The sequence below is a fragment of the Microvirga ossetica genome (assembly GCF_002741015.1).
GTDB classification, from domain to species: Bacteria; Pseudomonadota; Alphaproteobacteria; order Rhizobiales; family Beijerinckiaceae; genus Microvirga; species Microvirga ossetica.
Genome location: NZ_CP016618.1, coordinates 161,993 through 188,481 on the forward strand (window position 1 = coordinate 161,993; position 26,489 = coordinate 188,481).

21 protein-coding genes and 1 pseudogene are annotated in these 26,489 nt (G+C 61.0%); 8 read left to right on the plus strand and 14 right to left on the minus strand.

What is annotated here, in order from left to right; all coding sequences use genetic code 11:
• Positions 1–220 precede the first annotated feature (220 nt).
• Together BB934_RS35290 and BB934_RS35295 are read right to left on the minus strand one after the other, a co-directional pair.
• Positions 221–1,117 (minus strand): annotated as a pseudogene (locus BB934_RS35290) (aminoglycoside phosphotransferase family protein).
• A 166-nt stretch (positions 1,118–1,283) separates the two neighbouring features.
• Positions 1,284–2,240 carry an IS630 family transposase gene (locus BB934_RS35295; RefSeq protein ID WP_099514456.1) on the minus strand — a complete coding sequence of 319 codons (957 nt, stop codon included), beginning with the start codon at positions 2,238–2,240 and terminating at the stop codon, positions 1,284–1,286.
• A 1,076-nt stretch (positions 2,241–3,316) separates the two neighbouring features.
• On the opposite strand from BB934_RS35295, the gene repA reads away from it, so the two are divergent.
• The 3 genes from repA (at position 3,317) to BB934_RS35310 (ending at position 7,157) form a co-directional block, all read left to right on the plus strand.
• Entirely contained in the window at positions 3,317–4,510 is a 1,194-nt protein-coding gene (repA, locus tag BB934_RS35300) for a plasmid partitioning protein RepA (RefSeq protein WP_099514457.1), read from the plus strand.
• Positions 4,510–5,529 (plus strand): plasmid partitioning protein RepB, encoded by a 1,020-nt coding sequence (gene repB, locus BB934_RS35305; protein WP_099514458.1) that lies wholly within the window; start codon positions 4,510–4,512, stop codon positions 5,527–5,529. Before repA ends, repB begins: the two co-directional genes overlap by 1 nt.
• Positions 5,530–6,446: 917 nt before the next feature.
• Positions 6,447–7,157, plus strand: coding sequence for an IS6 family transposase (locus BB934_RS35310; protein ID WP_099514459.1), 711 nt, complete (start codon positions 6,447–6,449; stop codon positions 7,155–7,157).
• Positions 7,158–7,914: 757 nt separating this feature from the next.
• Here BB934_RS35310 and BB934_RS35320 read toward each other — a convergent pair.
• Positions 7,915–8,178 carry a DUF6356 family protein gene (locus BB934_RS35320; protein WP_099514461.1) on the minus strand — a complete coding sequence of 88 codons (264 nt, stop codon included), beginning with the start codon at positions 8,176–8,178 and terminating at the stop codon, positions 7,915–7,917.
• A 303-nt stretch (positions 8,179–8,481) separates the two neighbouring features.
• Positions 8,482–8,709: a hypothetical protein gene (locus tag BB934_RS35325; RefSeq protein WP_099514462.1), complete on the minus strand. Its 228-nt coding sequence runs from the start codon at positions 8,707–8,709 to the stop codon at positions 8,482–8,484.
• A gap of 1,147 nt (positions 8,710–9,856) precedes the next feature.
• Between BB934_RS35325 and BB934_RS35330 the strand changes: the two genes are divergently transcribed.
• The gene (locus tag BB934_RS35330) at positions 9,857–12,973 is read left to right on the plus strand and encodes an AAA family ATPase (RefSeq protein WP_157934516.1); all 3,117 of its coding nucleotides are present in this window, start codon (positions 9,857–9,859) and stop codon (positions 12,971–12,973) included.
• A gap of 125 nt (positions 12,974–13,098) precedes the next feature.
• Here the strand turns inward: BB934_RS35330 and BB934_RS47800 are convergent, their stop codons facing one another.
• From BB934_RS47800 to BB934_RS35370, 9 genes are all read right to left on the minus strand, one after another.
• On the minus strand, positions 13,099–13,329 hold the full coding sequence (locus BB934_RS47800) for a hypothetical protein (RefSeq protein ID WP_157934517.1): 231 nt from the start codon (positions 13,327–13,329) through the stop codon (positions 13,099–13,101).
• A 254-nt stretch (positions 13,330–13,583) separates the two neighbouring features.
• Positions 13,584–13,820, minus strand: a complete 237-nt coding sequence (locus tag BB934_RS35335; RefSeq protein ID WP_157934518.1) for a hypothetical protein — start codon at positions 13,818–13,820, stop codon at positions 13,584–13,586.
• A gap of 138 nt (positions 13,821–13,958) precedes the next feature.
• Entirely contained in the window at positions 13,959–15,179 is a 1,221-nt protein-coding gene (locus tag BB934_RS35340; protein WP_099514465.1) for a vWA domain-containing protein, read from the minus strand.
• Positions 15,176–16,090 (minus strand): AAA family ATPase, encoded by a 915-nt coding sequence (locus BB934_RS35345; protein ID WP_099514466.1) that lies wholly within the window; start codon positions 16,088–16,090, stop codon positions 15,176–15,178. The genes BB934_RS35340 and BB934_RS35345 overlap by 4 nt, the downstream gene beginning before the upstream one ends.
• Before the next feature lie 76 nt (positions 16,091–16,166).
• A complete protein-coding gene (locus BB934_RS35350) occupies positions 16,167–16,970 on the minus strand; it encodes an FAD binding domain-containing protein (protein WP_099514467.1) in 804 nt (267 codons plus the stop codon).
• Positions 16,971–16,982: 12 nt separating this feature from the next.
• Positions 16,983–19,346 (minus strand): xanthine dehydrogenase family protein molybdopterin-binding subunit, encoded by a 2,364-nt coding sequence (locus tag BB934_RS35355; RefSeq protein ID WP_099514468.1) that lies wholly within the window; start codon positions 19,344–19,346, stop codon positions 16,983–16,985.
• Positions 19,347–19,482: 136 nt separating this feature from the next.
• Positions 19,483–19,977, minus strand: coding sequence for a (2Fe-2S)-binding protein (locus BB934_RS35360; RefSeq protein ID WP_099514469.1), 495 nt, complete (start codon positions 19,975–19,977; stop codon positions 19,483–19,485).
• A 176-nt stretch (positions 19,978–20,153) separates the two neighbouring features.
• Positions 20,154–20,615 (minus strand): SRPBCC family protein, encoded by a 462-nt coding sequence (locus BB934_RS35365; protein ID WP_099514470.1) that lies wholly within the window; start codon positions 20,613–20,615, stop codon positions 20,154–20,156.
• 103 nt (positions 20,616–20,718) lie between these two features.
• On the minus strand, positions 20,719–21,180 hold the full coding sequence (locus tag BB934_RS35370; protein WP_099514471.1) for an iron-sulfur cluster assembly scaffold protein: 462 nt from the start codon (positions 21,178–21,180) through the stop codon (positions 20,719–20,721).
• A gap of 187 nt (positions 21,181–21,367) precedes the next feature.
• On the opposite strand from BB934_RS35370, the gene BB934_RS35375 reads away from it, so the two are divergent.
• From BB934_RS35375 to BB934_RS48630, 4 genes are read left to right on the plus strand one after another with little or no spacing between them, the layout of a single operon-like run.
• The gene (locus tag BB934_RS35375; RefSeq protein ID WP_099514855.1) at positions 21,368–21,691 is read left to right on the plus strand and encodes an XdhC family protein; all 324 of its coding nucleotides are present in this window, start codon (positions 21,368–21,370) and stop codon (positions 21,689–21,691) included.
• A gap of 5 nt (positions 21,692–21,696) precedes the next feature.
• Positions 21,697–22,389, plus strand: a complete 693-nt coding sequence (locus tag BB934_RS35380; protein WP_099514472.1) for an XdhC family protein — start codon at positions 21,697–21,699, stop codon at positions 22,387–22,389.
• The gene (locus tag BB934_RS48625; protein ID WP_173909553.1) at positions 22,386–23,405 is read left to right on the plus strand and encodes a molybdopterin-binding protein; all 1,020 of its coding nucleotides are present in this window, start codon (positions 22,386–22,388) and stop codon (positions 23,403–23,405) included. The genes BB934_RS35380 and BB934_RS48625 overlap by 4 nt, the downstream gene beginning before the upstream one ends.
• Positions 23,402–23,989, plus strand: a complete 588-nt coding sequence (locus BB934_RS48630; RefSeq protein ID WP_173909554.1) for a nucleotidyltransferase family protein — start codon at positions 23,402–23,404, stop codon at positions 23,987–23,989. The genes BB934_RS48625 and BB934_RS48630 overlap by 4 nt, the downstream gene beginning before the upstream one ends.
• A 269-nt stretch (positions 23,990–24,258) precedes the next feature.
• On the opposite strand, the gene BB934_RS35390 is transcribed toward BB934_RS48630, so the two are convergent.
• Positions 24,259–26,484: a xanthine dehydrogenase family protein molybdopterin-binding subunit gene (locus tag BB934_RS35390; RefSeq protein ID WP_099514473.1), complete on the minus strand. Its 2,226-nt coding sequence runs from the start codon at positions 26,482–26,484 to the stop codon at positions 24,259–24,261.
• Positions 26,485–26,489 lie beyond the last annotated feature (5 nt).

Below are 26,489 nucleotides of genomic sequence, written 5' to 3' on the forward strand. Positions count from 1 at the left end.
CGAACGGGAAAATTGTAAGCTTACAATTTGCCCTGCTCGCATCGAACAGCCAGCCAAGTCATCGTCAGGGAAACGCTCACCGCACTTGAATTGTAAGCTTACAATTCTGCTCAACTCAGTGCTCCGAACCCTGCACCCGTGACAACCCACGCCTTGCGATATCGGATCTGAGGAAGCGGCATTCCTCCCTCCGCCGGCGTTCGCCTGAAGTGCATTCAGTTCAGACGTCAAGATCGTCGAGCAGGCGGGAAAGCGTGCTCCGTCCGAGGGAGCTCATACTGGGATTGGTCTGCTCGTAATACCAAACCAACCCCATCGCTTGCTGGAACGCCCACGCTGCGACGCGCTCCCACTCGACTTCACCCGTTCCGAGGTAGCGCCGCACGATGTCCCTTCGGTCGCGGTCGAGAAGATGCCATGTGGCCACAAGATCCAATGCCGGATCGGCTGGCCCGAAGCTGCCGGCATCGAGCACGCCGGCAAGACGCTCGCCATGCACAAGAAGGTTCGCCGGAATGAGATCCCGGTGGCTCATGACGTCGGGCCCGGATGGCGGCAGCTCACGAAGCCGAGTCCACATGCGCCGCAGGCGAGTAACGTCGAGGAGAGCATCGCTATTGTTGAAACAGACTTCCATCCAGGCATCGTGATCGGAAAGGTTGCCGCCCCTCCCTATTCCATCGAAGCGACGACCGTGAGTGTCCGCTGCTCGAAGCGACGCAATCAGGTGAGCAAGATCGCGGGCGAAGGCCGTGGACGTCGCGAATCCGGTTGGCGTCGCAACATCGCCTTCGATTCAGCTCTGTACCGCCCAAGGCATCGGATAGCGCGCGTCAGGTCGACCAAGCCCGAGCGGCCGAGGAGTCGGAACAGGACAATTCTCCACGAACTCGGTCATGGCTGCTGCTTCCCTGTGAAGCATATCAGCACACTCGAGCGGCTTCATCTTGCGGAGAGGAAATCTTGCCGCAGCGTCTGATCCAATCCGGTAAATTGCATTGACGGTGCCGATCGTCTCAAGTTGCTTTATCCGTTCATGGCGATACTCCGGGAACTGATCGATGATTATTCCACGAGCGATATTACGATCGATAAGCACCTGATCAGCGTGCATCATGCTGCCAATGTCTCCGACCAAATCCGCTCCTGCGCCAGTTTGATTGCCCGAAGCTTGAACCCTCGTCACCAGATCCGGACTCGTTCGACCAACTGCGCGGCAACCTAGAAATTGTAAGCTTACAATTTGCCACTAACGATCCTGAGCCGACTAGAGCATCGGACGATTACACGGACGCATATCCGGCGGCCTTGAGATAGTTCCAGCATTCCTGCGGCTCGAACAGATTGCAGATGTTGCCGACAGCTCGCCAGAGCGCGTCAACGGTTCGGGCTTCGGCTTTGCGCAGGTGTGCTTTGATCTTTGCGAAAGCCTGCTCAATTGGGTTCAAATCGGGCGAATATGCAGGCAGGAACAGGAACCAGGCACCTCGTTGCTTCAGACATTCCGCCGCCCTCGCACTCTTGTGGACCGCGAGGTTGTCGAGGATCACCACATCACCCTTCACCAGCGTGGGCGCCAGTTGCGTCTCAATATAGATGTCAAACGCCGAGCGCGTGATCGGGCCATCGATGATCCACGGCGCACTCAGCTCATGACAGCGCAGCGCGGCCAGAAAGGTGTGGGTCTTCCAGTGGCCAAAGGGGGCTGCAGCGCGCAAGCGCTGACCTCTGCAGCTCCGGCCGCGCAGGCGCGTCATCTTGGTATTGACGTAGGTCTCATCCAAGAACACCAACCGATATGGCTGCTGGCGCATCCGCGGCTGACGCTGCGTGTGCCAGACCCGGCGCTCCTCACGCACGTCGGCGCGTGCGCATTCCGCGGCCATCTGGGCTTTTTTATAGGTGAAGCCGTGCCGGCACAGCAGCCGCGAGAGAGTGGCCGGGGCGGCGACGATCCCATGCTCCTCCAGCAGCCGAGCCGCGAGTTCGGGCATGGTGATGTCCGGCTTGGCCTCGACGGCTTGGATCAGAAACGTCTCGTAGGGCGAAAGCCTCCGGCGTCCGGGTGGACGGCCCTGTCGCGCCGGAGTGGGCGATCCGGACGTCTTCTGGCGCTGAAGCAGCTTGATGGCGAAGCTGTCGCTGACCCCAAAGTGGCGCGCCGCGGCCCGGCAAGAGTGACCCGCTTCCACAAACGCCACCACGCGCACGCGTAGATCGAGAGAGTAGCTCTGGGTCATGATCCACCTCCTGGTCAGAAGGGAATCACAGCTCCCGCCCAAAGTGAACCCGTTGAATCCGCGTTCCTGTCCGATGCTCTAGGGGAGGGGTTCTTAAGCTTGCACAAAATCCTGTAAAGGGGTTCGTAATCTGCAGGATTGGGCCTCAATTTTCAGCAGTCCTCAAGCTGGCGCGTCGTCGTGCACTGCCTCGTCCGTATGTGGCTTCACTCAGGATGAAGGGCTATGGCATGGCCGGCATTGGTGCGACGAGCTGAGTTCTTGCTGGCTGGACGGCCGTCGGAATTGTTAGCTTACAATTCAGTGTCCCAGCTTGCTCAGCTCGATCCACGGCAGGTGCCCTGAGCCTCCCGGTTGTAAGCTTCCAATTGGCAACTACCTCTTCTGAAATCCCCGAGGGCAGGGGTGTGGCCCGGTAAGGATAGTGACGACGCCGTTCGTATCGATGGGGTGGGCTCATCCAAGGACAACGCCTGAAAGGATCGCTAACGAAGTGAGCGGCTATGTAAGCCGAATTGTAAGCTCACAATTCGGCATCTTTCGTGCTCAAGGCTTTCGGCTCAGACCATATGCCTCAAATTGTAAGCTTACAATCTTAGCTCCAACTTGGCCGCGAAGACAGCAAAGCGTATAGCAGGGCTTGTCCCATTGAAAGGTCGAATTGCCAGAATTCTCAAAGTAGCCTTCAGCAGGGGAGAGTAATCTCGATCCCGTCCGAAAGAAACTTGTAAGCTTACAATTTCCCGCCCCTCCTTGATCTTGTCTGCCATTGTCTCACTGCTGCCGATTTACATCTTTCTCCTGCGCGCCTTACCTCTAGCCGGACTGAATACAACTCCGTCGAGTCGCTTCAGCATCTTGGAAGGGGAGGGGGGCTGATTATAACACAGCCGATTCTGCCTCAGCGGAAACGATCCCAAAAAAAGCCTGCCCAGCCGCAGTCTACTTGCTTAAAAAGACGTTTTCCGAAGGGGAGTGTTTACGGATTGTTAAACCTCTTAGCTCCTACTGCTCATCAGCGCACATCGGCCCCCATCAGCCATTTCTGCGCAGATCCAGAGGCACGGAAAAGCAGTATGAGCACTCAGGCCGCATTATCGTACGAGACCGATAAAACCTTCCTTGAGCTCCTAGAAAATGACGCGGACGAGTTGGCCTCAAAGCTCCAGGCCCTCCAACGCCGCATTTTCCCACCACTCGCCAAGAAGGCGATCCGCCGTCTGACTTCTGCCGAAGCCGCCAAGTTCATCGGCATCGCCGAGGGCTACCTCCGCCAGATCGCCATCGACGGAAAAGTTGAACTTTCAGAACCTCCGGTCAACGGCCGGCGCACCTACTCGGTGGAAGACATCGCCGCCATCCGTGAATTGCTCGACGCTACAAACCCATCGCGTCAATACGTTCCCCATCGTCAGGGTGAAGACAAACTCCAGATCCTGTCGATCATCAATTTCAAAGGTGGCAGCGCTAAAACCACGACCACCGCTCACCTAGCCCAGTATCTGGCCCTAAAAGGCTACAGAGTGCTCGCTATCGACCTGGACCCCCAGGCCAGCCTTTCAACGTTATTTGGTCATCAACCTGAGCTCGACGTGGGGGCAGACGAAACCCTCTATGGCGCTCTGAGGTACGATGATCGCCGAGTCGATATTCGGGAGATCATCCGCTCGACTTATCTACCCGGGCTGCACATCATCCCGGGAAACCTCGAGTTGATGGAGTTCGAGACAACAACTCCCCGTGCGAAGGAAGCCTCGACATTCTTTGTAAGGATCGCACAGGCCCTCGAGCCTGTCGAAGGTGAGTACGATGTCGTCCTCGTCGACTGCCCTCCCAACCTCGGGTACCTGACGATGGCCGCTCTCTGCGCGGCCACCTCGATCATGATCACCGTTCATCCGCAGATGCTCGATGTCCTCTCGATGGCTCAGTTCCTGCGCATGACAACTGATCTGCTCCAGGTCATCAACAAGGCCCGGCCCATCGCGAACTACGACTGGATGTCGTATCTGATCACCAGATATGAGCCGAGCGACACCCCTCAGAACCAGATGGTGGGCTTTCTACGCTCACTGTTCGGTCCGCGGGTCATGACCAACGCTATGTTGAAGAGCACAGCCATCGCCGATGCTGGCTTAAGTAAGCAGACGCTCTACGAAGTCGATCGCCAGAAGTTTAACAAGGGCACGTACGATCGCGCCATGGAGTCACTCGATCTCGTCAATGGAGAGGTCGAGGCTCACATTCGCCGCACCTGGGGGAGAGTCTAATGGCTCGTCTAAATCTTCTCGCAGACCTTATTGATGAAGGAACCGCTCCCGCGGCCAATCAGCCGGTAGAGCAGGGCGACCGTCCGCACAAGGTCGACCGGCCGTTTGCGTCGACGGACAAGAGGCCCTCACGTCCTACCCCACAACTCGGGACGATCACGCAAACCGTCGACGTGCTTGCGCGGGCTGAGGAAATGCAGCGGCAGCTCAGCCAGGGTCAAACGATTGTCGAGTTGGATCCTGCGGATCTCGATGCATCGTTCGTTCCTGATCGCATGGCCCCATCCGAAGAGGACCATCAGGAACTTCTCCGATCCATTCGGGATCGAGGTCAGATCGTTCCTGTCCTGGTCCGTCCTCACCCGACGGAAAATGGACGATACCAGATCGCCTTCGGTCACCGGCGTGTTCGTGCTCTCAAGGAGCTCAGCCTAAAGGTCAAGGCCACCGTCAGAAACTTGACCGACGAGGAATTGGTCGTTGCTCAAGGGCAGGAAAACAATGCCCGCACCAACCTCAGCTTTATTGAAAGGGCGCGCTTTGCTAAGCAACTCGAAGACAGGAAGTTCACCCGTGAAGTGATCTCCCAGTCGCTGTGCATCGATCCTGGCAATCTCTCTCGTCTGATCAGCGTCGCCTCCAGCATCCCGCTCGATATAATCGACGCAATCGGGCCGGCACCCAGCATCGGTCAAGGCCGCTGGATGGATCTGTCCGCGAGCATGGATAATCGGGCTCACCAGAAAGTCCGCAAAGCATTCACCAGTGATGACTTCCAGCGCCTCTCATCTGATGCGCGCTTCCAGTTTGTTCTTGCTCAGGTCAAGAAGACCGAACGTGCGCAGACAGAAGCATGGACGGCTACCGACGGGCTGAAGGTTGCCAAGTACACGCGCGGCGACAAGAAATTTCAGCTCACGTTGGATGAAAAGCTCGCCCCCGAGTTCGGGAACTTCCTACTCGCCAAGCTGGATAGCTTGTACTCGGAATTCAGAGCGCAGGCCCACAAGTCTGAATAATGACATCGAACGGGGCTCAGCCAAATGGAAGGGCCCCGGCATCCGGTCTGTTTCCTTCTGCAACGATCTTCAGCACATCATCTGGAAGGGATCTCTATAGTTCCGATGCCTCCGTGGCTGGTCCACAGTCGCGAATACGTGCAAAGGGCTCGAAGGGGAGGGGTATTCAAACGTTAGTTGGAAGTTCTAGAGCGGGCTATGTACACTTTTGCTTATCGCGAGCAATCGATCGTTTGCAAACGTCTCTCAAGCCATTTTGTTAACTAGCAGGGGAGGGGAGGGCTTTCCTACAGCCAGCGAAAGTGCTTTGAAAACAAAGGCTTTAGCGGTTCGGCTGGAGCCGAAAGGCCTAAATAGGTGCCCGTGATTTGATCTTTGATGAAGCCGCTCACGGTGCAGCCGAGCGATGTGGCGCTTATCCGACCATCAGACCGTAGCCATCCCCTAAATACCTTCCTGTGGTGTACTTAGGTCCAACGATATCAAAACCTTAGCAATAGGCCGAAGCGTGACTTCGGGAAAGGCTAGGTTCGGAAACCTTAAGTGAGTGAAGCCTTGCTGAAATCCATGCTGCTTCTGCTGCGATGATCAGTGGAGGGCAAGAGGCAATAAGCTGCCCAGTAGGCATTTACGACAGCAGGAGAGGGGAGGGCAGGTCAGGAGCGAAAAGCGGACCTTCACACGGCCAAGCTGAAGGGCAGTCCGTGACCCGAAGCGGTCCATCAGCGTGGGATTGGCGAGCTTCCGAGATGGAGCGCAGCCATTGTACAACCGCGGTCTTCCGCTTCGAACAATGTGCTTTATCTTTAGAGGACGCAAACGTCTGGTCGGTAAGATCAACCGCTTCAAGCGCCTGGCGCCCCGGTGGGCACCGTCAAATTAACCAGAGAGTGACCGGATCAGGGCATACGTGAAGGATGAAATCTTCTCGCCAGCCTCGCTATGCCCGCCACCGGTTCCCTGCTGAGGTCATCAGCCACGTTGTGTGGCTGTATTTCCGGTTCTCCTTGAGCCTGCGCATGGTTGAAGAGATGCTCGCTGCCCGAGGTATCCTGGTCAGCCACGAGATGGTACGGCAGTGGGCGATGAAGTTCGGCCAGGATTTTGCCAACCAGATCCGCAGGCGTCATCCGGCTCCTGGCGACAAATGGCATCTCGATGAGGTTGTGATCAGCATCGCTGGTAAAAAGCATTGGCTCTGGCGTGCCGTGGACCAGCATGGAGTCGTACTCGACATCCTGGTTCAGAGTCGGCGCAACGCGGAGGCGGCCAAGCGCTTGCTGCGCAAACTGCTGAAGCGTCAGGGCCGGTCACCGCGCGTGATGATCACGGACAAGCTGGCCAGCTATGCCGCCGCGAAGAAGGCTGTCATGCCGGGTGTGGAGCACCGCCAGCGTAAAGGCTTGAACAATCGAGCCGAAAATAGTCACCAACCGACCCGTCGGCGCGAGCGCATCATGAAGCGCTTCAAGTCAGCTGGGCAGGCCCAACGCTTTCTCTCGGTTCATGACCAGGTTGCGAACCTCTTTCGCCGTCCGTCAAACACCAATGCAGCTGACCATCGCGCATTCCGGGCGCAAGCCTTTATGACTTGGACTGAGGTGACCGGCGTTGCGCCGACCTTCTGATCCGCAGATGCAGAGCCGGCGTTTCGACCTCAACTCGTTAACTTGACGATGCCCTTGGGTGAGCTTGTGTTGGAATTGCGCACTCTCGTGATCCTTGACCATTAGAGCGGGGGCGAGCCGGGCCACATGACCGTTTCGGACGATGCGCCCTTCAGACACGAGACCGGCCCGGGAGACCTCCGCTGCACGATCACGGCGTGCCATCCTTTTGGGACGTTGACGCGCACACCGAGGCGCTCGTTTAGGAACTCGGCACCAGGTCATTGGGCTATGCCTCACAGGCTGCGGAGGACATCCATGCGATCATCCTTGATGGGAGTGCTCGACGCTCTCGCCATTGTCCCGGTCCTTGCCCAAGCGCCAGAGGGAGTGCACATCCGCATTCGCGGGACTGTTGACCGGTTGGGGGGCGGACCCTGGTCGTCAGAACAGTCTCTGGACAGAGTCCGGTCACCATAGGTGAAGGTGACCTACCAAGGCTGGGAGGCGGACATCACGGTTCCGCCTGAGGTTCCCGGGGCCACCTTCGTGCCGAGGGACATGAGCCTCGTGAAGCTTGGCGCTGCGATCTTCATCTTTGGCCGCGGCAGCCCGATGGCTCCCTGTCCGCGACCCGCGCAATTCACCGGATCTGCGGACCCGCTCGGGCGTAAGCCCGTCCAGGGCGGAGAGGTGATGCCGCTGGTGAGCAAACCGCAGGTCACCTTGCCTCGCGCCGGTCTCCGCCATCGCCGCTCGCAGCCTTGTACGGATCGGATCAGATGCCAGGGTCCCAGGCCAGCAGAGCATCAGGGGCGGATCCTACTGATGACTGCTGTCGGCGGTTCACCATTCGGGCATGGAGCTGCTTCACCGTGCCGCTCGCGGTTGTCACGCACAGGAAGGGCAGGACGGCATGCACCAAAGCCGCTAGACCGGCCGTAAGCAGAGGACCGGCAAAGCTGAGGGCGACGCCCATATGTTCGAAGTAGGATTCCCCCACAGACTCGGGATGCTCGGTGAATAGGCGTTTCACGTGCATGAGAACCTCCTACTCGTTCAGGGCATTATGGCTGGGTGCTGAACCGCTTTGAAGATATCCGGCGTTTTGACCACTGCCGTGATCAACCGCACACAGCGATGGGACACGCTGATCTGCTGAGCCAAGCCCTAAAGGCATACCCGATGCTGGATTCCCTGAGAAAGCCCAGCAAGCGAGCAACCCCGCTAAGTCGGAGAGCGCGGCCACGGGCAGGAGGCCGATCAAAGTGGTCTTGCCGGAGCTGGCCTCCCGAACTCTGGGGAAGCGTCGGCGGGCGCCGCTCCCCAGAACCGCATTGTGCCTCTATGCGGCCGCGTCATAGCAATCCGCCGCATGGTCGAGAGACGGTGCCGTCTCCTCCGGATCGCGGCGGGTGTCGTCTCCCGCCGTCGGGCCTTGTGCCCCGAAGAGCTCTCGGTAATGCAGCACCTTGAATGTGTGGGCCAGCACTGCCTCGCGCGAGGGGCCTTTCATCACGTCCTCCCACTTAAGCGAGGGACACTGGTACTCGATGCCGAATGACGGATGCATGGTGAAGCTCCTTTGATTGGTTGCCGGCTTGCGCCGATCCCCATCGGGGATGCTTCGACCTTGACCCGTGCCCATGTGAGCGACCGTGGAAGCGTGCGATGTATTCAAGGCTGTGAGCGTGGTAATGAGAGGATCTTCCCCTCCCAGCAGTCGGCGTCTGTCTGCTCCATAGAGTTTGCACGGCGCCGTCCCGCTGCTACCCTGTGCATTCTATGGCCGACGGGATTTGGTGAAGAGGCTTGGTCGCTTTGTTCATTTCAGCTGTTGCAACCGGGATAGGTCCTGAGACGGATGGCGTAGCCAGCCGAGCAGTAGATGTCCTGCGAAGCTATCTGTCATTGAGGAGCAGTCTCCTCCACGAGAGCCGTGAACTATACTCTCAGCTGCAAATCAGCCCACCTGGCAGAAAAGGTGATCTATGCTGGGATTGCTCGACATCCGAGTTCTCGGGGATTTCCACGTTGGCCGGGATGGTATACCGATCGGTCTGCCTCCTTCGAAGAAGACACGGGCGCTTCTGGCCTACCTGGCTGTCACTGGCCGATCTCACCGCCGCGAGCGACTGTGTGAGCTGTTCTGGGATGTCCCCGACGATCCGCGCGGCGCATTGCGGTGGAGCCTCTCAAAGATGCGCCAGATCCTGGGCCGCGGCTCCGAGACGTGCCTCATAGCTGACCGGAATACTGTCACTCTCACGCCTGACGCAATAAAGCTGGATTTCGCCCGCGTTGGAACGCTGCATAAAGATGATCTGAGCTCCCGCGAGACTGCTGAACTCGAGGAGATGGCAACACTGTACCGCGGCGGGTTCCTAGCAGATCTCTCCTTACCGCGCTGTCCCGATTTCGAGGCTTGGCGGATCGCCCTAGCCAACGAGGTCGACCTCGGAAGAATCCGCCTTCTCCAGGAGTTGATCTGTCGCTTCGCAGAAGTGCCGGAGCGCGCACTTCCCTATGGCCATGCCCTTCAAAGCATCGTCTCTCAGAATAGTCAGGTCGCCAAACAGGTCGAGGCTCTCGGCGAGGCCGCTCTTCAAAGCGTCCTAAAGCCAAATGCTGTAATCGCTCCAGGCGCAGCTATCGAGGCACAAACTCATGTTAGCGATCACGAGATCGTGCACAGTGATCAGACGATAACACCAACGCCCATGACTCCTGTTGCAACGGACGAGACGCGCAAGCAAGTCAGTGTCCTGGTGGTGGAGATCGTCATTCCGCTCTTAGCCCGTGACGACACGGACCCAGAGGTCTTCCTCGAGGCCATCGAGCCTTTGCTCGACCTTGCCACCAATGTTGTCGAGCAGAGGGGTGGCATCATTGTCACTCGCGGACAGGCTGATCTGACCGCGATCTTTGGAGCCGTGGCACCAGTAGAGGATCATGCTCTCCAGGCTGCCCAGACGGCTCTCGCTGTGAGCCGGGCCATACAGCATCTTGCCGACCAAGCGACGCAGGTCAAAGCGGCGACTGATACCGGCGAGGCGATTGTGCGCACTCGCACGCTCCCTCAGGGATCACGGGTTGAAGTGAACGGCCCACCAGTTCGTGTGGCTCAACGGTTGGCGCAAGCTTTAAGACACGAGATCATCGTAGCGACCGCGAGAACGCGCGAGGCAACCGGCGGCTTTCTGATCATGGAGTCGCTTGACGCCTCCGCTGATTTGTCCCCGGAGCGCGAACAGCAGGTCTACAGGGTCGTCGGAGAAAACCAAGCTCTGTCACGGTGGCAGCTTCGGGCTGGTCAAAGGCTGACACCTCTGATCGGACGTGCGGCGGAACTGCGTACCATCTGCCAGGCATGGCAACGTGCGCAACGAGGGCAGGGCCAGGTTGTTGGTCTTGTCGCCGGGCCCGGGTTGGGCAAATCCCGGCTCGCGCACGAGTTTGTGGCCCGTCAACAGGACAAAGGAGCCGTCGTGCTCGAGAGTGGAGCGCTGGAGGCTGACAGCAATGCTAGCTTCATCGTTCTTAAAAGACTGCTCCACAGCCTACTCGGCGTCGGCGCCGGTGCGCCGGCCGAGGCGGTAGCCGCCAAGCTTACCACTCGCCTCCGGGAACGAGGCGCCGAGGCGCGCGTCTTATCGCCCCTGCTGTTCGTGCTCGATCTCCCGATCGAGGATCGGGAATGGATTGTGCTTTCAGCTGCCGATCGCGCCAGACGGGCCCGGGATGCGACCGCAGTGCTTCTGTCTTTGGAGGCGCAACAACAGCCAATTGTCGTTCTGATTGAGGATTTACATTGGGTCGACCCCGAGAGTGAAGCCGCCATCACGCGAATTGTGGCGAGCATCAGCCACCAGCCAATTCTGCTGCTGGCGACCTATCGGCCGGAGTACCGACACGATTGGCTCCAGAGAGGCAGCTTCCTCCAAGTGGGGCTTGATCAGCTGGAACCAGGCAACGTGGATGCATTCCTGCGCAGCCTGATTGGGGATGATCCAAGTGTTTCCCACTTAATCCCGCTAGTTGCAGAGCGGACAGGAGGCATTCCCCTGTTCATGGAGGAGGTGGTTCGGTCCTTGGTTCAGAGTGGCCAACTCGTGGGGCCGCCGGGGAGCTATTCCGCCCAAGAGGCGATCACCAAGCTTGATGTGCCCGCCACTGTGCAATCCGTCATTGCCGCTCGGATCGGGCAACTCCAGGAACGAGACCGGTGGGCACTGCAGATTGCGGCGGTCATCGGGCGAGAGATCCCGGTCGACCTGCTCGGCCAGATCACCGGGTTCGATCACAGGCAGCTCGAAAGTAGCCTGACCTGTCTCCAGAGAGCAGGATTCATCAGCGAAAAGCAGGTGTTCCCGGCTGGCGTCTATATCTTCAGGCACTCCCTGATCGAGGACGTGGCGTACCGGAGTCTGGTGGGTTCAACGAGGCGTGGCATCCACGGCCGTGTTCTGGAGTTGATGGAGATAGACCATGCTGAGCACCTTGGAGAGATCCTGGAAAGCTTGAGCGAGCATGCTGTCAGGGCCGAGAGCTGGACCAAGGCTGTCGATTATCTTCTGCGTGCAGCGCGCCGGGCTCTGCAACGATCTGCTCATCAGACAGCCCTGGCGTTTCTTCGTCGGGGCTTGGAGATCGCGGCGCGGTGGCCGGAGACAGCAGAGCGATTCCGGATCGAACTTCAGTACCAGGAAACCTGCGGCGTCGCCTGGATGGCTGCCAAGGGTTGGGGTGCCCGTGAGGTGTCGGAGGCCTATGAACGGGCTGAGGCGCTCTGCCATCTGCTTGATGACAGGGCGGAGCTGTTTACCATTCTGCGTGGCCGGGCGCAGTACTACATGATCAGCGGGCAGCCCAAATCTGCCCAGAAGATTGCCGAGAAATGCGCAGAGACAAGTCTGGGTTCACCGGACAACGGAGTGGCCATCGAAACCCACCATATGTTCTGGACGAACGGCTTCTTCATGGGCGACTATGCGACGGCCGGAGCACACGCAGAGCACGCTATCGGGCGGTACCAGCCCGAGAGAGATCATTCCTTAACCTTTCAGTACTCGGGCCATGACCCAGGCGTCTGCAGTCGCTGCATGTCCGGCCTCGTCCTCTGGCAGCAGGGCCACCTTGAACGCGCAACAATCAGATGCACAGAGGCCATGCAACTGGCGGAGAAGCTCGCGCATCCTCTGACGACCGCACTGGCCTATTGGGGTATGAGTTACCTGCACATATTCCGGCGCGAACCCGATCTTGCCCTGTTATGGGCCGAGCGAGAGATTGAGGTCTGTGATGAGTACATGCTGCCGCTTCTGCGGTCCCAGGGCGTCTTCCAGGTGGGGTGGGCTACAGCGCAGCTTGGCGAACTGGATCTGGGCATCGAGCAGATGGAACAGGGAGTTCAAGCCATCCGGGCGACCGGCGCCGAGATGGGACTTCCCTACTTCCTGGGCTTGCTCGGAGAAACCTATAGCACTGCGCGGGAGACAGGGAAGGCACTTGCGACGATCGGAGCAGCCATCAAGAGCGCAGAGCAAAACGGTGCTAGATTTCAGCTGTCGGAGCTGTTGCGCATGCGAGCTCACGCCCTGGCCAGAGGCCGGTATAGCAACTCCGACGAGATCGAGCGGACTTTCCGGACCGCGATCGAGTCAGCCCGAAGTCAGGGAGCCCTCATGCCTGAGCTTCGCGCGGCCACCAGCCTTGCCGGATATCTTACCGAGACAGAGAGGCGGTCAGAGGCGCGCGAGCTTCTCCGATCTTATGGCGATTTCATCAGAGCTACTCCGGGATGCACCGATATCGATGCCGCGGCTGAACTGCTTTGATTTGTTTGGCCCGACTGAATGCTCGAGATATGACGCTTTGGCTTGCCTTAAAAGGGTGAGGCAGGAAAGCTTGAGCAAAGGTCGCGTCACTCACTCCTGCGCCCGGCTCGTGGCAATGCCCAGAGTCAGGCCGGGATGCGCCCCAGCGTGACGACGAAGTACTCGCGAAAGCAGAAGTCCGGATAATCGAACAAGCGATCCGGATCCGCCGCGGCGACATTCAATGCCTCGCAATCGGTTGGCGAGAGACTGTGCTCCGCTGCGGGCTTTGCATGATAGCAAAGCCCCATGGCGATGAACTCGCGCGTGTGGGTTGGCAGTGGTGCCCAACGTTCCACGAGCCAACCCTTACGCATGATGTCCGTCAGTCCCGCGTGCCGGAAGAAGGCGGGCTAGCGAGGGCTAGCGAGGATCCGCACCACGCGCCCAGCACCCCAGTCTCGGCTGCCTTGGCTCGGCGTGCCGCAACCTGACGGGCCTTAATAGCTGGGTCCAGCGGTAGCAATTGTAGGAGCGTCCCGTCAGTGATGTGAGCCCTGGGAACTCCTCCGGAAGAGGTTACAGTCCGTCCAGCTCAGCTCACAGCCGGGAAGGGCTGAGCTTCGGGGAACTATCGCTTAGGAGCTTTCCGGGCTGCGTCTTCCATCCCTTGCGGGTTCTTCTCGACTCCCTCCTGGAGCACCTTCGCGGCGGCGTCCTGTTCCTGCTCCAGAGGCGCGGAGATCGGCGCGGTGTCGCCGCGGGCTTCAAGACCTTGCTCCTGCGGCTTCCGACTTCCCGCCTTCGCGGCGGATTTCAGGGAGCGTAGAGCCTCTGGCTGCTGACCATCCTGCATGCGATCGGGCATCGGGCGAACTCCTGCTAAGGCGGCTTCGTCGTCATCTCCCAAGGGGAATTCCTGGCGCGGCGAGGCGTTCCATCCTGAGCGCGTCCGGACAGCGAAGTCACCCACGCTCAGTGTCATCCTTGCGAATCGTGTTCACGCTCACGACGCCCGCAGCCACTGGCGTGGATTGGCTCGCTCGGCCAGATCGCCGGACAGGGCCCGGCAGAGCTCCTCCATAGACGCTAGGTTGTGAATAGAGCGGAACTCATCCGCATAAGGCAGCATCGCCCGGATGCCGGAGGCGCGAGCCTCGAAAGCGTCGAACCGAAGAAGCGGATTCAGCCATATAAGACGGCGGCAGGAGCGCTTGAGCCGGTCCATCTCAAACGTCAGTTCCGGCGTCACTTCCCGTTCGAGGCCGTCCGTGAAGAGCAGGACGATAGCACCCTGACCGAGCACCCGGCGGGACCAATGGCGGTTGAAGTCGTGCAGCGCATGCGCGATGCGCGTTCCGCCTTCCCAGTCCTGTACGCGCTTCGAGGCGCGGGCCAGGGCCTCATCAGGATCACGGCTCGTCAGTTCGCGACTGATATTGGTCAGGCGCGTGGCAAAGACGAAGGAGTGAACTCTTCGTCTCTTCTCGGCAATGGTATGCAGGAAGTGCAGGAAGAGCCGGGAATAGTCTGCCATGGAGCCTGAGATGTCCATGAGCGCCACCATCGGCGCATGGCGCATTGCGGGGGTGCGATAGGCCAAGTCGATCGCGGCCCCGCCGCCGCGCAGCGACCGCCGGAACGTCCTGCGTGGATCGATCTGGCGGCCTCGCGGATCCGACACGAAGCGGCGCGTGATCACTTCGTCGTCCGGCAGGGACATGTCGGCAATCAGGCGCTTGGCCACAGCGATCTCGGCGGCCGACATCTGCGCGAAATCCCTCGCCTTCAGAACCTCACGGTCTGAGACGGTGAGGCGGGCGGAGAATTCGGTCTTCTCGACCGGCTCCGGCTTCTCCTGCCGGGGCGAGGCCAATGCTTCGGCTACGCGCAGAGCACCAGCCTGCGGCTTCTTCTCCTCCTTGGCCCCGCCGGGAGTGATCGGCGACATCTGAGCGATGAGCTTCTCGATCAGTGCGCGCCGCTGCCAGAAGATCCTGAAGGCTTGGTCGAACAGGATGCTGTGCTCATGCCGCTTCACGAAGATCGCATGAAGCGTCCAGTAAAAGTCCTCGCGCGGGCCGATCCGCGCCACCTCGACCGCCGCAATGGCATCGAGAACCGCGCCAGGGCCGACCGGCAGACCTGCGGCCCGTAAGGCCCGCGCGAAATAGGCGATGTTGTCCGCAAGGCGACCTTCACCCTGGCGGGCAGATCCGTCGGTCACTCGGGTACCCTCAGCATGCTCTGAAGCCGATCGAGCATGGCCTTGGTCCCGCTGCCCTGCATCTTCTGGATGTCATCCTGGTATTTCAACAGAACGCCGAGCGTGTCCGAGACCAGCGCCGGGTCGAGCGCAACCGCATCGAGTTCCACGAGGGCCGATGCCCAGTCGAGGGTTTCGGCCACGCCCGGTGCCTTGAACAGATCCTCCTTTCGGATTGCCTGAACGAAGGCGACGATCTCCTGCGACAAGCGCTCGGCGGCCTGCGGAACACGGCTTGTGAGGATGGCGAGCTCTCGCTCTGCGCCCGGGTAATCGACCCAATGATAGAGGCAGCGGCGCTTGAGCGCGTCATGAATCTCGCGGGTGCGGTTCGACGTGATGATGACAATGGGAGGATGCTCAGTCTTGACCGTGCCGAGTTCCGGTATGGTGACCTGGAAGTCTGAGAGCACCTCCAGAAGAAAGGCCTCGAAGGCCTCGTCCGTGCGGTCGAGTTCGTCGATCAGGAGAACCGGTGCTCCGGCGGTGTCGGGCTCAAGAGCCTGCAGGAGCGGCCGCTTCACCAGATAGCGTTCCGAGAACAGGTCGCTCTCTAATGTGTCGCGGTCCACCGTCCCGCCGGCCTCGGCCAACCGGATGGCCATCATCTGCCCGGCATAGTTCCATTCGTAGACGGCTGAGGCGACATCAAGGCCCTCGTAGCATTGCAGGCGAATGAGGCGGCGTCCTAGCGCAGACGCGAGCACTTTCGCGATCTCAGTCTTGCCGACGCCGGCTTCTCCTTCAAGAAAGAGTGGGCGTCCGAGCTTCAGCGCGAGAAAGAGCACCGTCGCGAGCGGGCGGTCGGCCACATAGCCTGCACTCTCAAGCAGCGCCAAGGTGCTGTCGATGGAACCGGGTTGGTCGGCCACGAGCTGTGCTGCTCCATAGGGTAGGGCGCCCGGGCAGAGCCCGGGCATTGAGTCAACGTCGTTCTGGTCTGGCTGTTCAGCTCCGCGCGGCCGCCTGCACGGCCCTGCGGGCCATGACGCCGACGAGGTGAGCCCGATAGGCGGCATCCGCATGGATGTCGCTGTTCATCTCGTCCTCGGCCACGGCAATGCCGTCGAGAGCCTCGGGCGCAAAGTTCCCGCTTAAGGCCTGCTCCATCTCCGGCACGCGGAACACGCCGTTCGATCCCGCTCCTGTCACGGCGACACGCACGCCATCCGCATGCTTCGCCACGAAGACGCCGACAAGGGCGTAGCGCGAGGCCGGGTTGCGGAACTTGGTGTAGGCTGCCTGTGAGGGGACCGGGAACGACACCTGGGTGATGATCTCGCTTTCCTCTAGAGCCGTTGTGAAGATGCCCTGGAAGAAGTCGTCGGCCGCGATCTTCCGCTGGTTGGTGATGATCGTTGCGTTCAAGGCAAGACAGGCGGCAGGATAATCAGCGGAGGGATCATTGTTGGCGATGGAGCCGCCGATGGTGCCGCGGTTGCGCACATGCGGATCGCCGATGAGCTCGGCCATCTCGGCAAGAGCCGGAATGGCCTCCTTCACCTCGGCTGAATTGGCGACCTCCGCATGCTTCATCATGGCCCCGATGGTGATCGTGTCGCCGGAGCGTTCGATACCGCGAAGCTCCGCGATCTGGCCGAGATCAATCAGGTTCGCCGGACCTGCGAGCCGCAGTTTCATGGTCGGCAGCAGCGTATGCCCGCCAGCAAGGAACTTGGCGTCCTCCGCTTGGCCAGCGAGGTTTGCTGCTTCCTTGACGCTTGTAGGGTGGTGGTATTCGAAAGCGTACATTTCCGTCCTCCCTTATTCCGCCGCCATGGGCATGCGTGCCTTCTGGGCCGCCCGCCACACCGCCTGAGGCGTCGCCGGCATGGCAATGTCCTCATGGCCGAGGGCATCGGTAATCGCGTTGATGACGGCCGGCGGGGCCGCGATGGCGCCGGCTTCGCCGCAGCCCTTGATCCCGAGCGGGTTCGAAGGGCAGGGGGTCATCGTCATGCCGACCTGGAAGGACGGAAGATCGATGGCACGCGGCATGCAGTAGTCGTTGAAGCTGGCCGTGATGAGCTGGCCGCTTTCGTCATAGTAGGCACCTTCGAGGAGCGCCTGACCGATGCCCTGGGCGATGCCGCCATGAACCTGGCCTTCGACGATCATCGGGTTGATGATCACCCCGAAATCGTCCACTGCCGTCCAGCGCTCGATCTTGGTCACGCCGGTATCCGGATCGATCTCCACCTCGCAGATATGGACCCCGGCCGGGAAGGTGAAGTTAGTGGGATCGTAGAAAGCTCCCTCCTTCAAGCCGGGCTCCAGATCCTGGCCCGAGAACTTGTGGGCGATGTAAGCCTGAAGCGCCACTTCGCCGAAGGCCAGCGAGCGGTCGGTGCCGGCCACGCCGAACCTCCCGTCCTTAAACTCGATATCGCCCTCGGATGCCTCGAGCACATGGGCGGCCACCTTCTTGCCCTTCGCAATCACCTTGTCGAGGGCCTTGGCAATGGCAGACATGCCGACGGCACCGGAGCGCGAGCCGTAGGTGCCCATGCCGAATTGCACCTTATCGGTGTCGCCGTGGACGATGCTGACCTGATCGATGGAAATGCCGAGCCGGTCCGACACGAGTTGGGCGAACGTGGTCTCGTGGCCCTGGCCATGACTGTGCGAGCCCGTGAGCACCTCGACGGAGCCGGTCGGGTTGACGCGCACTTCGGCCGATTCCCATAGGCCTACGCCCGCACCGAGAGAGCCGACTGCCTGCGAGGGAGCGATACCGCAGGCTTCGATGTAGCTCGAGAAGCCGATGCCCCGCAGCTTGCCGCGGCGGGCGCTTTCCTGCTTTCTTGCCGAGAAGCCCTTGTAGTCGGCAATCTCCAGGGCCTTGTCGAGCGAGGCGGCATAGTCGCCCGTATCATAAGTCATGATGACCGGGGTCGCATGCGGGAACTGCGTGATGTAGTTCCTGCGGCGGAACTCGGCCGGGTCCCGGCCCAGTTCGCGCGCGGTCTTCTCGACGAGACGCTCGACCACGAACGTGGCCTCGGGGCGGCCCGCGCCGCGATAGGCATCGACGGGCGCGGTGTTCGTATAGATCCCGTCGACCTCGCAGTAGATTGCCGGAATGTCGTACTGGCCCGACAGGAGCGGGGCGTAGAGATAGGTCGGCACTGAGGAGGAGAAGGTGGAGAGATAAGCGCCGAGATTGGCTGTGGTGTGAACCCTGAGACCGATGATCTTGCCGCTTTCGTCGGTTGCCATCTCCGCATGGGTGACGTGATCGCGGCCATGCGCGTCGGACAGGAAGGCTTCCGAGCGATCCGACGTCCACTTGACCGGGCGCTTGACCTTCTTCGCCGCCCAGACACAAACCGTCTCTTCCGCATAGATGAAGATCTTGGAGCCGAACCCGCCGCCGACGTCCGGCGCGATGACGCGCAGCTTGTGCTCGGGCGCGACGCCGATGAAGGCCGAGAGCACAAGGCGGGCTACGTGCGGGTTCTGGCTTGTCGTGTAGAGCGTGTAGTTGTCGGTCCCGAGATCGAATTCGCCGACGGCCGCGCGCGGCTCGATGGGGTTCGGCACCAGCCGGTTGTTGATGAGGTCGATCTTGGTCACGTGCTTCGCCCGCGCGAAAGCCGCTTCCGTTTCGTCCTTGTTGCCGAGATGCCAGTTGAACACGGTGTTGTCGGGCGAGACGTCATGCACCTGGACCGGTGCTTTCGTCGCCTGGGCTGTGTCGACAACAGCCGGGAGCACGTCGTAGTCGACCACGATGGCTTCCGCCGCGTCCTTCGCCTGGGCGAGCGTCTCGGCGATCACCACCGCCACGTGGTCGCCCACATAGCGCACCTTGCCCTGAGCAAGCGCCGGGTGCGGCCCTGCCTTCATCGGGCTGCCATCCTTGGAATGGATCATCCAGCCGCAGATGAGTCCGCCGATCTTGTCGGCTGCGAGGTCGTCGCCCGTGAAGACGGCGATCACGCCCGGCATGATCATCGCCGGTCCCGTGTCGATGGACCGGATCGCCGCGTGGGCATGCGGCGAGCGGAGGAAATACGCGTAGGCCTGGCCAGGTCGGTTGAAGTCGTCAACGTAGCGTCCCTGGCCGGTGACGAAACGCTGATCCTCTTTCCGGCGGACGGGTGCGCCGATCCCTGTTGCGGTCATGAATTCCTCCCTTGTCTGCTTTGTCCCTCATCGGGAAGCGGAGCGGAAACCGCGAAGTAGGCTCTGGAGAGAAGCCGCCTGCTCCGAGGCTCGCGTGCAGATCGCGCCTGTTCGGGCCGTGGACGAGCGTGTCGCCTTACTCCGCCGCCTGCTGCAGAGGCGCCTGGGCCATGCCCTGAGCTCCGGCGGCAACAGCCTTGACGATGTTGTGATAGCCCGTGCAGCGGCACAGATTGCCTTCGAGCTCGGCCCGGATCGTCTGCTCGTCTAGCACATTCCCCTTGCGGTTCACGATATCGATGGCGGCCATGATCATGCCCGGCGTGCAGTACCCGCATTGCAGCCCGTGATGCTCACGGAAAGCCGCCTGCATCGGGTGCAGCTCGCCGCCCTGGGCGATGCCCTCGATGGTGGTGACAACGCTGGCATTTGCCTGAACGGCGAGGGTGGTGCAGGACTTCACGGCCTGTCCGTTCAGGTGAACGACGCACGCGCCGCATTGGCTGGTGTCGCAGCCCACATGGGTTCCGGTGAGTCTTAGATGGTCGCGCAGGAACTGAACGAGCAGGGTGCGGGGGTCGACGTCTGCGGTGACGGATTGACCGTTCACCGTCAGGGAGACGGTGGTCATGCGTGATATCCTCCTCAGTCGCCGGCAACCCAGCCAACCTTCAGGTGGTCTCAGGCACCGGCAGGTATTTTTGTTGGACGACCGCACGAATGCGATCCATCAAAGCCGAGTGTGGCCCGCCCAATCTGAGCGGTCAAGCATTGGAATGATTCAAAGAACGGCCACTGAGGATATGGTCAGGCGGCTGTTTCGGCGGGAGACAGGATCTTGGCGAAGTTCGCGAAGAAGTCGTCGGCATATTTCTTGGCGACGCCGTTGATGAGACGCCCGCCGAGCTGGGCGATCTTGCCGCCCACATTGGCCTCGACGTCGTAGATCAGCTTGGTGCCGCCCTCGACGTCTTCGAGCCGCACCTTCGCGCCGCCCTTGGCCCAGCCGGCAACGCCGCCTTGGCCCTCGCCGCTGATCGTATAGCCGCTGGGCGGGTCGAGGTCGGTGAGGTTCACGCCGCCCTTGAAGGTCGCCTTCACGGGCCCGACCGAGACCTTGGCGGTTGCCTGGAACTCCGTGTCGCTGATCTTCTCCAGGTCCTGACAGCCGGGAATCGCCGCCTTCAGGACCTCCGGATTGTTGAGGGCCGCCCACACTGTCGCCCGGTCGGCCGGAAGTGCGACTTCGCCCTGCATCGTCATCGCCATGCTGAGTTCTCCTCCTGTCAACAGCCCGAATGGCAGAGTAAGGGCAAATCAGGCGGCGCGTCACCTGCCAAGCGTTGCTGCAACGCACGCTGAGGCGCGGCGCTCAGGTGCCGATATCCGTGACAGGCTGTTCCTTCCTGGCCGCTTGGGCTTGGGCAAGCGCATCGACCACAGCGTCGAAAGTGAGGAGGATCGAGGCGTGACGGGCTTTTAGGTCCCGCGCCGGTTCCAGCAGCGCCAAGTCTGCCCACTTGCCGGAAGGAGGATCCCCGCCTGCCTTCAGCATGCGATGCATGTCCTCCCGGAGCACCCGAAGCTCCCCGGCGGTCGAACCGATCACATGCCGCCCCATGATCGATGAGGAGGCTTGCCCAAGGGCGCAGGCCTTCACCTCGTGAGTGAAGGCGCTGATGACATTGCCGTCAAGTTTCAGATAGACCGTGACCGTCGACCCGCACAGTTTCGAGTGGGCCTTTGCGCTTCCATGCGCACCCGGCAAGGTCCCTTGAAGCGGGATGTCGGCCGCAAGCTCCAGGATGCGGCGGCTGTAGATATCGTTCAGCATCCTGCGGGCGGTCCATCCGACGGAGGTGCTAGTTCGGCACGGATCAGACTCCGCAACGCCGGGCCTGTCAATGCTCCGGAATGTCAGACCTGACGAGACCTGGATCACGGTTGCGGTCCAAGGCACGGTGGTGGCAGTATTGATCATCGAACGGTCTGCGAACTCGCTCCAATCGCCGGGAAATCTCATGCTCTCGACCGACACGGATATCCTGAAGACGGCAGAAGCCTGGAAGCGCGACGGCAGGGGTGTCGCGATCGCGACCGTGGTCGAGACCTGGGGATCGGCACCTCGGCCCGTGGGCAGTCATCTGGTGATCGATGACAACACGAACTTTCTCGGGTCCGTGTCCGGCGGATGCGTCGAAGGCGCGGTGATCACGGAGGCCCTGGACGTGATCGCCAATGGAAAGCCCCGCATGATCGAATTCGGAGTGGCTGACGAGACCGCCTGGCAGGTCGGACTGTCCTGTGGCGGTCGGATCCGGGTCTACGTTGAGCGGGTGGATTAGACGGCATGCGCCTGAGCCTCCTGTCAGACCTCAATGCAGAGCGCGCCGCCCGGCGAGCCGCCGTGCTCGTGACCGATGTTGCTTCGGGCGAGCAGCGCATCGTTCGGGAGGCGGAGGTTGGAGGCGACCCGCTGGCCCAGGACCTACAGGAGAGCTTGCGCCGTGGGAAGAGCGGGCTCGTCGAGCGGGATGACCGCCAGTTCTTCCTGACCGTGCAAACGCCGCCGGTGCGGTTGGTCGTCATCGGGGCTGTCCATATCAGTCAGGCTCTCGCGCCTATGGCCAAGGACCTCGACCTCGACGTTACGATCATTGATCCGCGCACAGCTTTCGCAACGCCTGAGCGCTTCCCCGATGCACCGGTGCTGGCCGAATGGCCTGATGCCGTTCTCCCCGACGTCGGGATCGACCAGTATACGGCCGTCGTCACACTCACCCACGATCCGAAGATCGACGATCCTGCGCTTACGGCCGTCCTGCGGTCAAAATGCTTCTACATCGGTGCGCTCGGCTCGCGCAAAACCCATGAACGCCGCGTTCAACGCCTCACCGCGTCCGGGTTCAACGAAGCGGATCTCGCTCGGATCCATGCCCCCATCGGCCTCGATATCGGGGCTGTTTCGCCTGCGGAGATCGCGGTCTCTATCCTGGCCGAAATCGTCGCGAGCCTGCGCAAGGAGCGGAGGCGCTCGGCGTGAAGTTCGGCCAGATTCCACTCGAGGAAGCGATTGGGGCCCTGGCGGCCCACAGCGTGCGGGCGGGGCAAACGTTGGTGAAGAAAGGAACCCTCGTCACGTCGGAAATCGCCGTGCGCCTGAAGCAGGCCGGCGTCGAAACCCTCATCGTAGCCCGATTCGAACCTGATGACATTGCCGAAGACGAGGCGGCCTCCCGGCTTGCTCATGCGCTTTCAGGCAGCAACGTCGCTGTCGAAGCACCCTTCACCGGGCGCTCCAATCTCTACGCCGAAACCTCGGGCGTTCTTGTAATCGATACCGACTCGATCCACGGCCTCAACGCCGTCGACGAGGCCATGACAGCCGCCACCCTGCCAGCCTATAAGCCTGTTGTCGCAGGAGAGATGGTCGGCACCGTCAAGATCATTCCCTATGCCATTCCGGAGGTCATGCTGCAAAATGGGATCGTGAGAGCCGGCAAGGGTGCCTTGCGCATCGCGCCCTACATGCGACGCACGGTGGGGGTTATCTCAACGATTCTCCCAGGCCTCAAGCCGAGCATCATCGACAAGACCCTTGCCGTGCTCGGCAGGCGACTGGAACCGGCGCACGCGCGGATCACGCAGGAACGCCGTGTGCCTCACGAAGCCCCCGCCCTAGCGGAGGAATTGGCTTCACAGGCAGATGGCGACACTGAGCTCATCATCGTTTTCGGAGCCTCGGCCATTGCCGACCGTCGCGATGTCATCCCATCAGCCATCGAGAGGGCCGGCGGACGGGTGGAGCATTTCGGCATGCCGGTCGATCCGGGAAACCTGCTTCTTGTGGGTTCCATCGCCGGCAAGCCCGTGATCGGTGCTCCAGGATGCGCGCGATCTCCGAAGGAAAACGGCTTCGATTGGGTCCTGCACCGCCTTCTGGCAAACGTGCCCGTGACCCGGTTCGACATCATGTCCCTCGGCGTCGGAGGGCTTCTCATGGAGATCGTCTCCAGGCCACAGCCGCGTGAGGGTGGCGTAAGCGAGGGCGACGAATGAGCCATGTGGCGGCCATTGTTCTGGCTGCCGGACGGGGCACCCGGTTCGGCGACGAGCTGAAGCTTTTGGCTCAGATCGGCGGCAAGGCCCTGGTTCGGCATGCGGCGGAGGCTGCCGTCAGCTCCTTGGTTGATCCGGTTATCGTGGTGACTGGCTGTTGCTCCGACGAGGTTAAGGCGGCGCTGCATGGGCTCCCCGTTCAGATCCTCTATAATGCCCTATTTGCACAAGGGCTTTCGACTTCGCTGAAGGCCGGATTCTCCGCCCTCCCTCCAACGACGCGGGCTGCGGTCATCCTCCTCGGGGACATGCCCTTCGTGAAAGCGGATCTCATCGACGCTCTCGTGGCCGAGTGGCGAGAAAGGGGAGAACCAGCGGCCCTCGTTCCTACCTTGGGCGGCCGTCGAGGTAACCCCGTCGTGCTCTCGCGTGATCTCCAAGCGGTAATCGGAGATCTGTCCGGTGATGTCGGTGCGGGCTCACTTCTGCGCGAAAGGTCGGATGTTCTCGAGTGGCCGACTACGGATCCTGCTGTCGCTCAGGATATCGATACGAGAGAGGAACTCGCCAGGCACAGCTTGTAACCGGCCTACGCGAAGGGCCAGCGCCGGTATCTCTTATCCTCCTCGCAGAATAGGCCCGGCGCGGATCCATGCGGAATGGGTTTCGGACCCACAGGTTATCAGTCGCCATCGCGTGTTCTGAACCGATCGTATACGCGGGCCTCGGTACTAAACCTGAAGCTGAATACAACGGAGAGCCGGCCTTCAGACGGTTCTCTCTTCGTCGCAGTTTGACCCATTCGCGGACACCGTCAATCCCAACCGCTGCCCTTCGGATTGGACGCTTAAGATCAATCGAGCTTGTCCAACGTGATGGGCAGGTCGCGCACGCGCATTCCCGTCGCGTGATAGACCGCGTTGGCGACAGCAGCGGCGACGCCAACAATGCCGATCTCGCCCAGCCCCTTGATGCCCAGCCGATTGATGCTGTCGTCCGGCTCGTCGACGAAGATCACCTTAATGTCGTGTATGTCCGCATTCACTGGGACGTGGTACTCCGCTATGTTGGCATTCATGACGCGCCCGAAGGTGTGGTCGAGGAGCGTTTCCTCGTGCAGCGCCATGCCGATACCCCACACCACGCCACCCAAGATCTGGCTTCCGGCGGTCTTGGGGTTCAGGATGCGCCCGGCCGCAACTGCGCTGACGATGCGGGTGACTCGGATGACGCCCAGCTCTTCGTCGACCTTGACCTCGGCGAAGACGGCGGAATGCACGTTGTGCGAACGCGACTCGTCCTTGGTAAAGCGCGTGGTCTTCTCCCGCTCGATGCGGTCGACACCGCTATGGCGCATGGCATCGGCAATCAATACCGCGCTTGTAGGATCGCGCTTGCTCACGAGCTTGCCATCAGCCAGCGTGACCTCATCGGGCGCAACGTCTGCAAACGGCGAATTCTGCATCTGCTTGGCGAGGCCCAACAGCTCGTGGCGGACCGCATCGGACGTCGTCGCGATCCCATTGGCGACCGAGGCCGCAATCCATGATCCCCCTTCGACCGGCGATTGCGGTAGCGTCGAGTCTCCAAGCTTGATGGTGATGTCGTCGAGCGACAATCCGAGCATGTCGGCTGCGACCTGCGCCATGATCGTATAGGTGCCTGTGCCGATATCGGAGGTCGCGCAAGACACTTCGGCATGGCCATTGGCAGTGAGAACGATGCGCACCCCGATCGGAACCTGCATCGCTTCCCAGACGCCGGTTGCCATACCCCAGCCCACCAGCTCGCTGCCATCGCGCATCGAACGAGGTTCGCGGTTGCGCTTGTCCCAGCCGAACGCTTCGGCACCCTGGCGATAGCAGTCCCGCAGGTTCTTGCTGCTGTAGGGCCGGTCGGCGTGCTGGTCACGGTCCGAATAACACCGCAGGCGCAGATCGAGCGGGTCGAGGCCGAGCGCAACCGCGAGCTCGTCCATGGCGCATTCGAGGGCATAGACGCCAGTCGCCGCGCTTGGAGCACGCATGTCGCACGAGGTTGCAAGGTCGAGCGGAGCGAGTTTGTGTGCGTATGTTGCATTGGCACACCGGTAGAGCAGGCCTGACCAGCCAGTCTCCTGCCGGTAGAAGTGCTCGTATTGCGACGTCACCGTGACGGCGTCGTGCGTGACCGTCTCGAGTGTTCCATCGGCCTTGGCACCGAGCTCGATCCGCTGGATCATAGCCGGCCGGTGACCGAGGCCATACATCTGCTGCCGGGTGAGCACGACGCGCACCGAGCGCTTCAGTGCGAGCGCCGCCAGCCCGGCCAGAACTACCTGATATTGTGGGCGCAATCCTGATCCGAAGCCGCCACCCATGAAGGGCGACATGACGCGCACATCGTCCGGATCCATCTTGAGTACGCCGCAGAGGTAGCGCTGGACGTTCTGCACACCCTGGGTTTTATCGTAGACCGTGAGCTTGCCATCGCCCTCGAATATGACCGTCGACGCATAGAGCTCCATCGGGTTGTGATGCTCGATCGGCACATAATATTCGCCCTGGTGGCGCACTTCAGCGGCAGCGAGTGCTTTCTCGGCCGCGCCGCGTGGCTTTGGTGGAGCGAAGGGATCTGCTCCAGTCTTTGCAGACGGTTTCAAGGCCGAAGGCTCTTCCCGCCTGCGACGCACATCGGTGACGTGCGGTTCCTGGTCATAGTCGACCCGCACTAAGGAGGCCGCGAACTGAGCGATTTCCGGTTCTTCGGCAATGACTAACGCGATTGGCTGCCCGTCGAACAGAATTCTATCATCATAGAGCGGCCGGAATGGCGAGCCATCCGGAGCAACATCGTCCTTATAGGCGCTGTCGTCATCTGGCATCTCCGGCCGGTTCAGGTGCGTTAGCACCTTGATCACGCCATCGACTCTCAATGCCTCGCTCACATCGAGACGCGTAATCCTGCCCCTAGCGATGGTGGATGTAACCACGCTGCCATGAGTGAGGTCGTCAGGACGGACCTCCGCAGCGTATTTCGCAGCGCCGGTAACCTTTGCATAACCGTCGACACGGGATGCAGCAGTGCCGATATACCTCATGACAG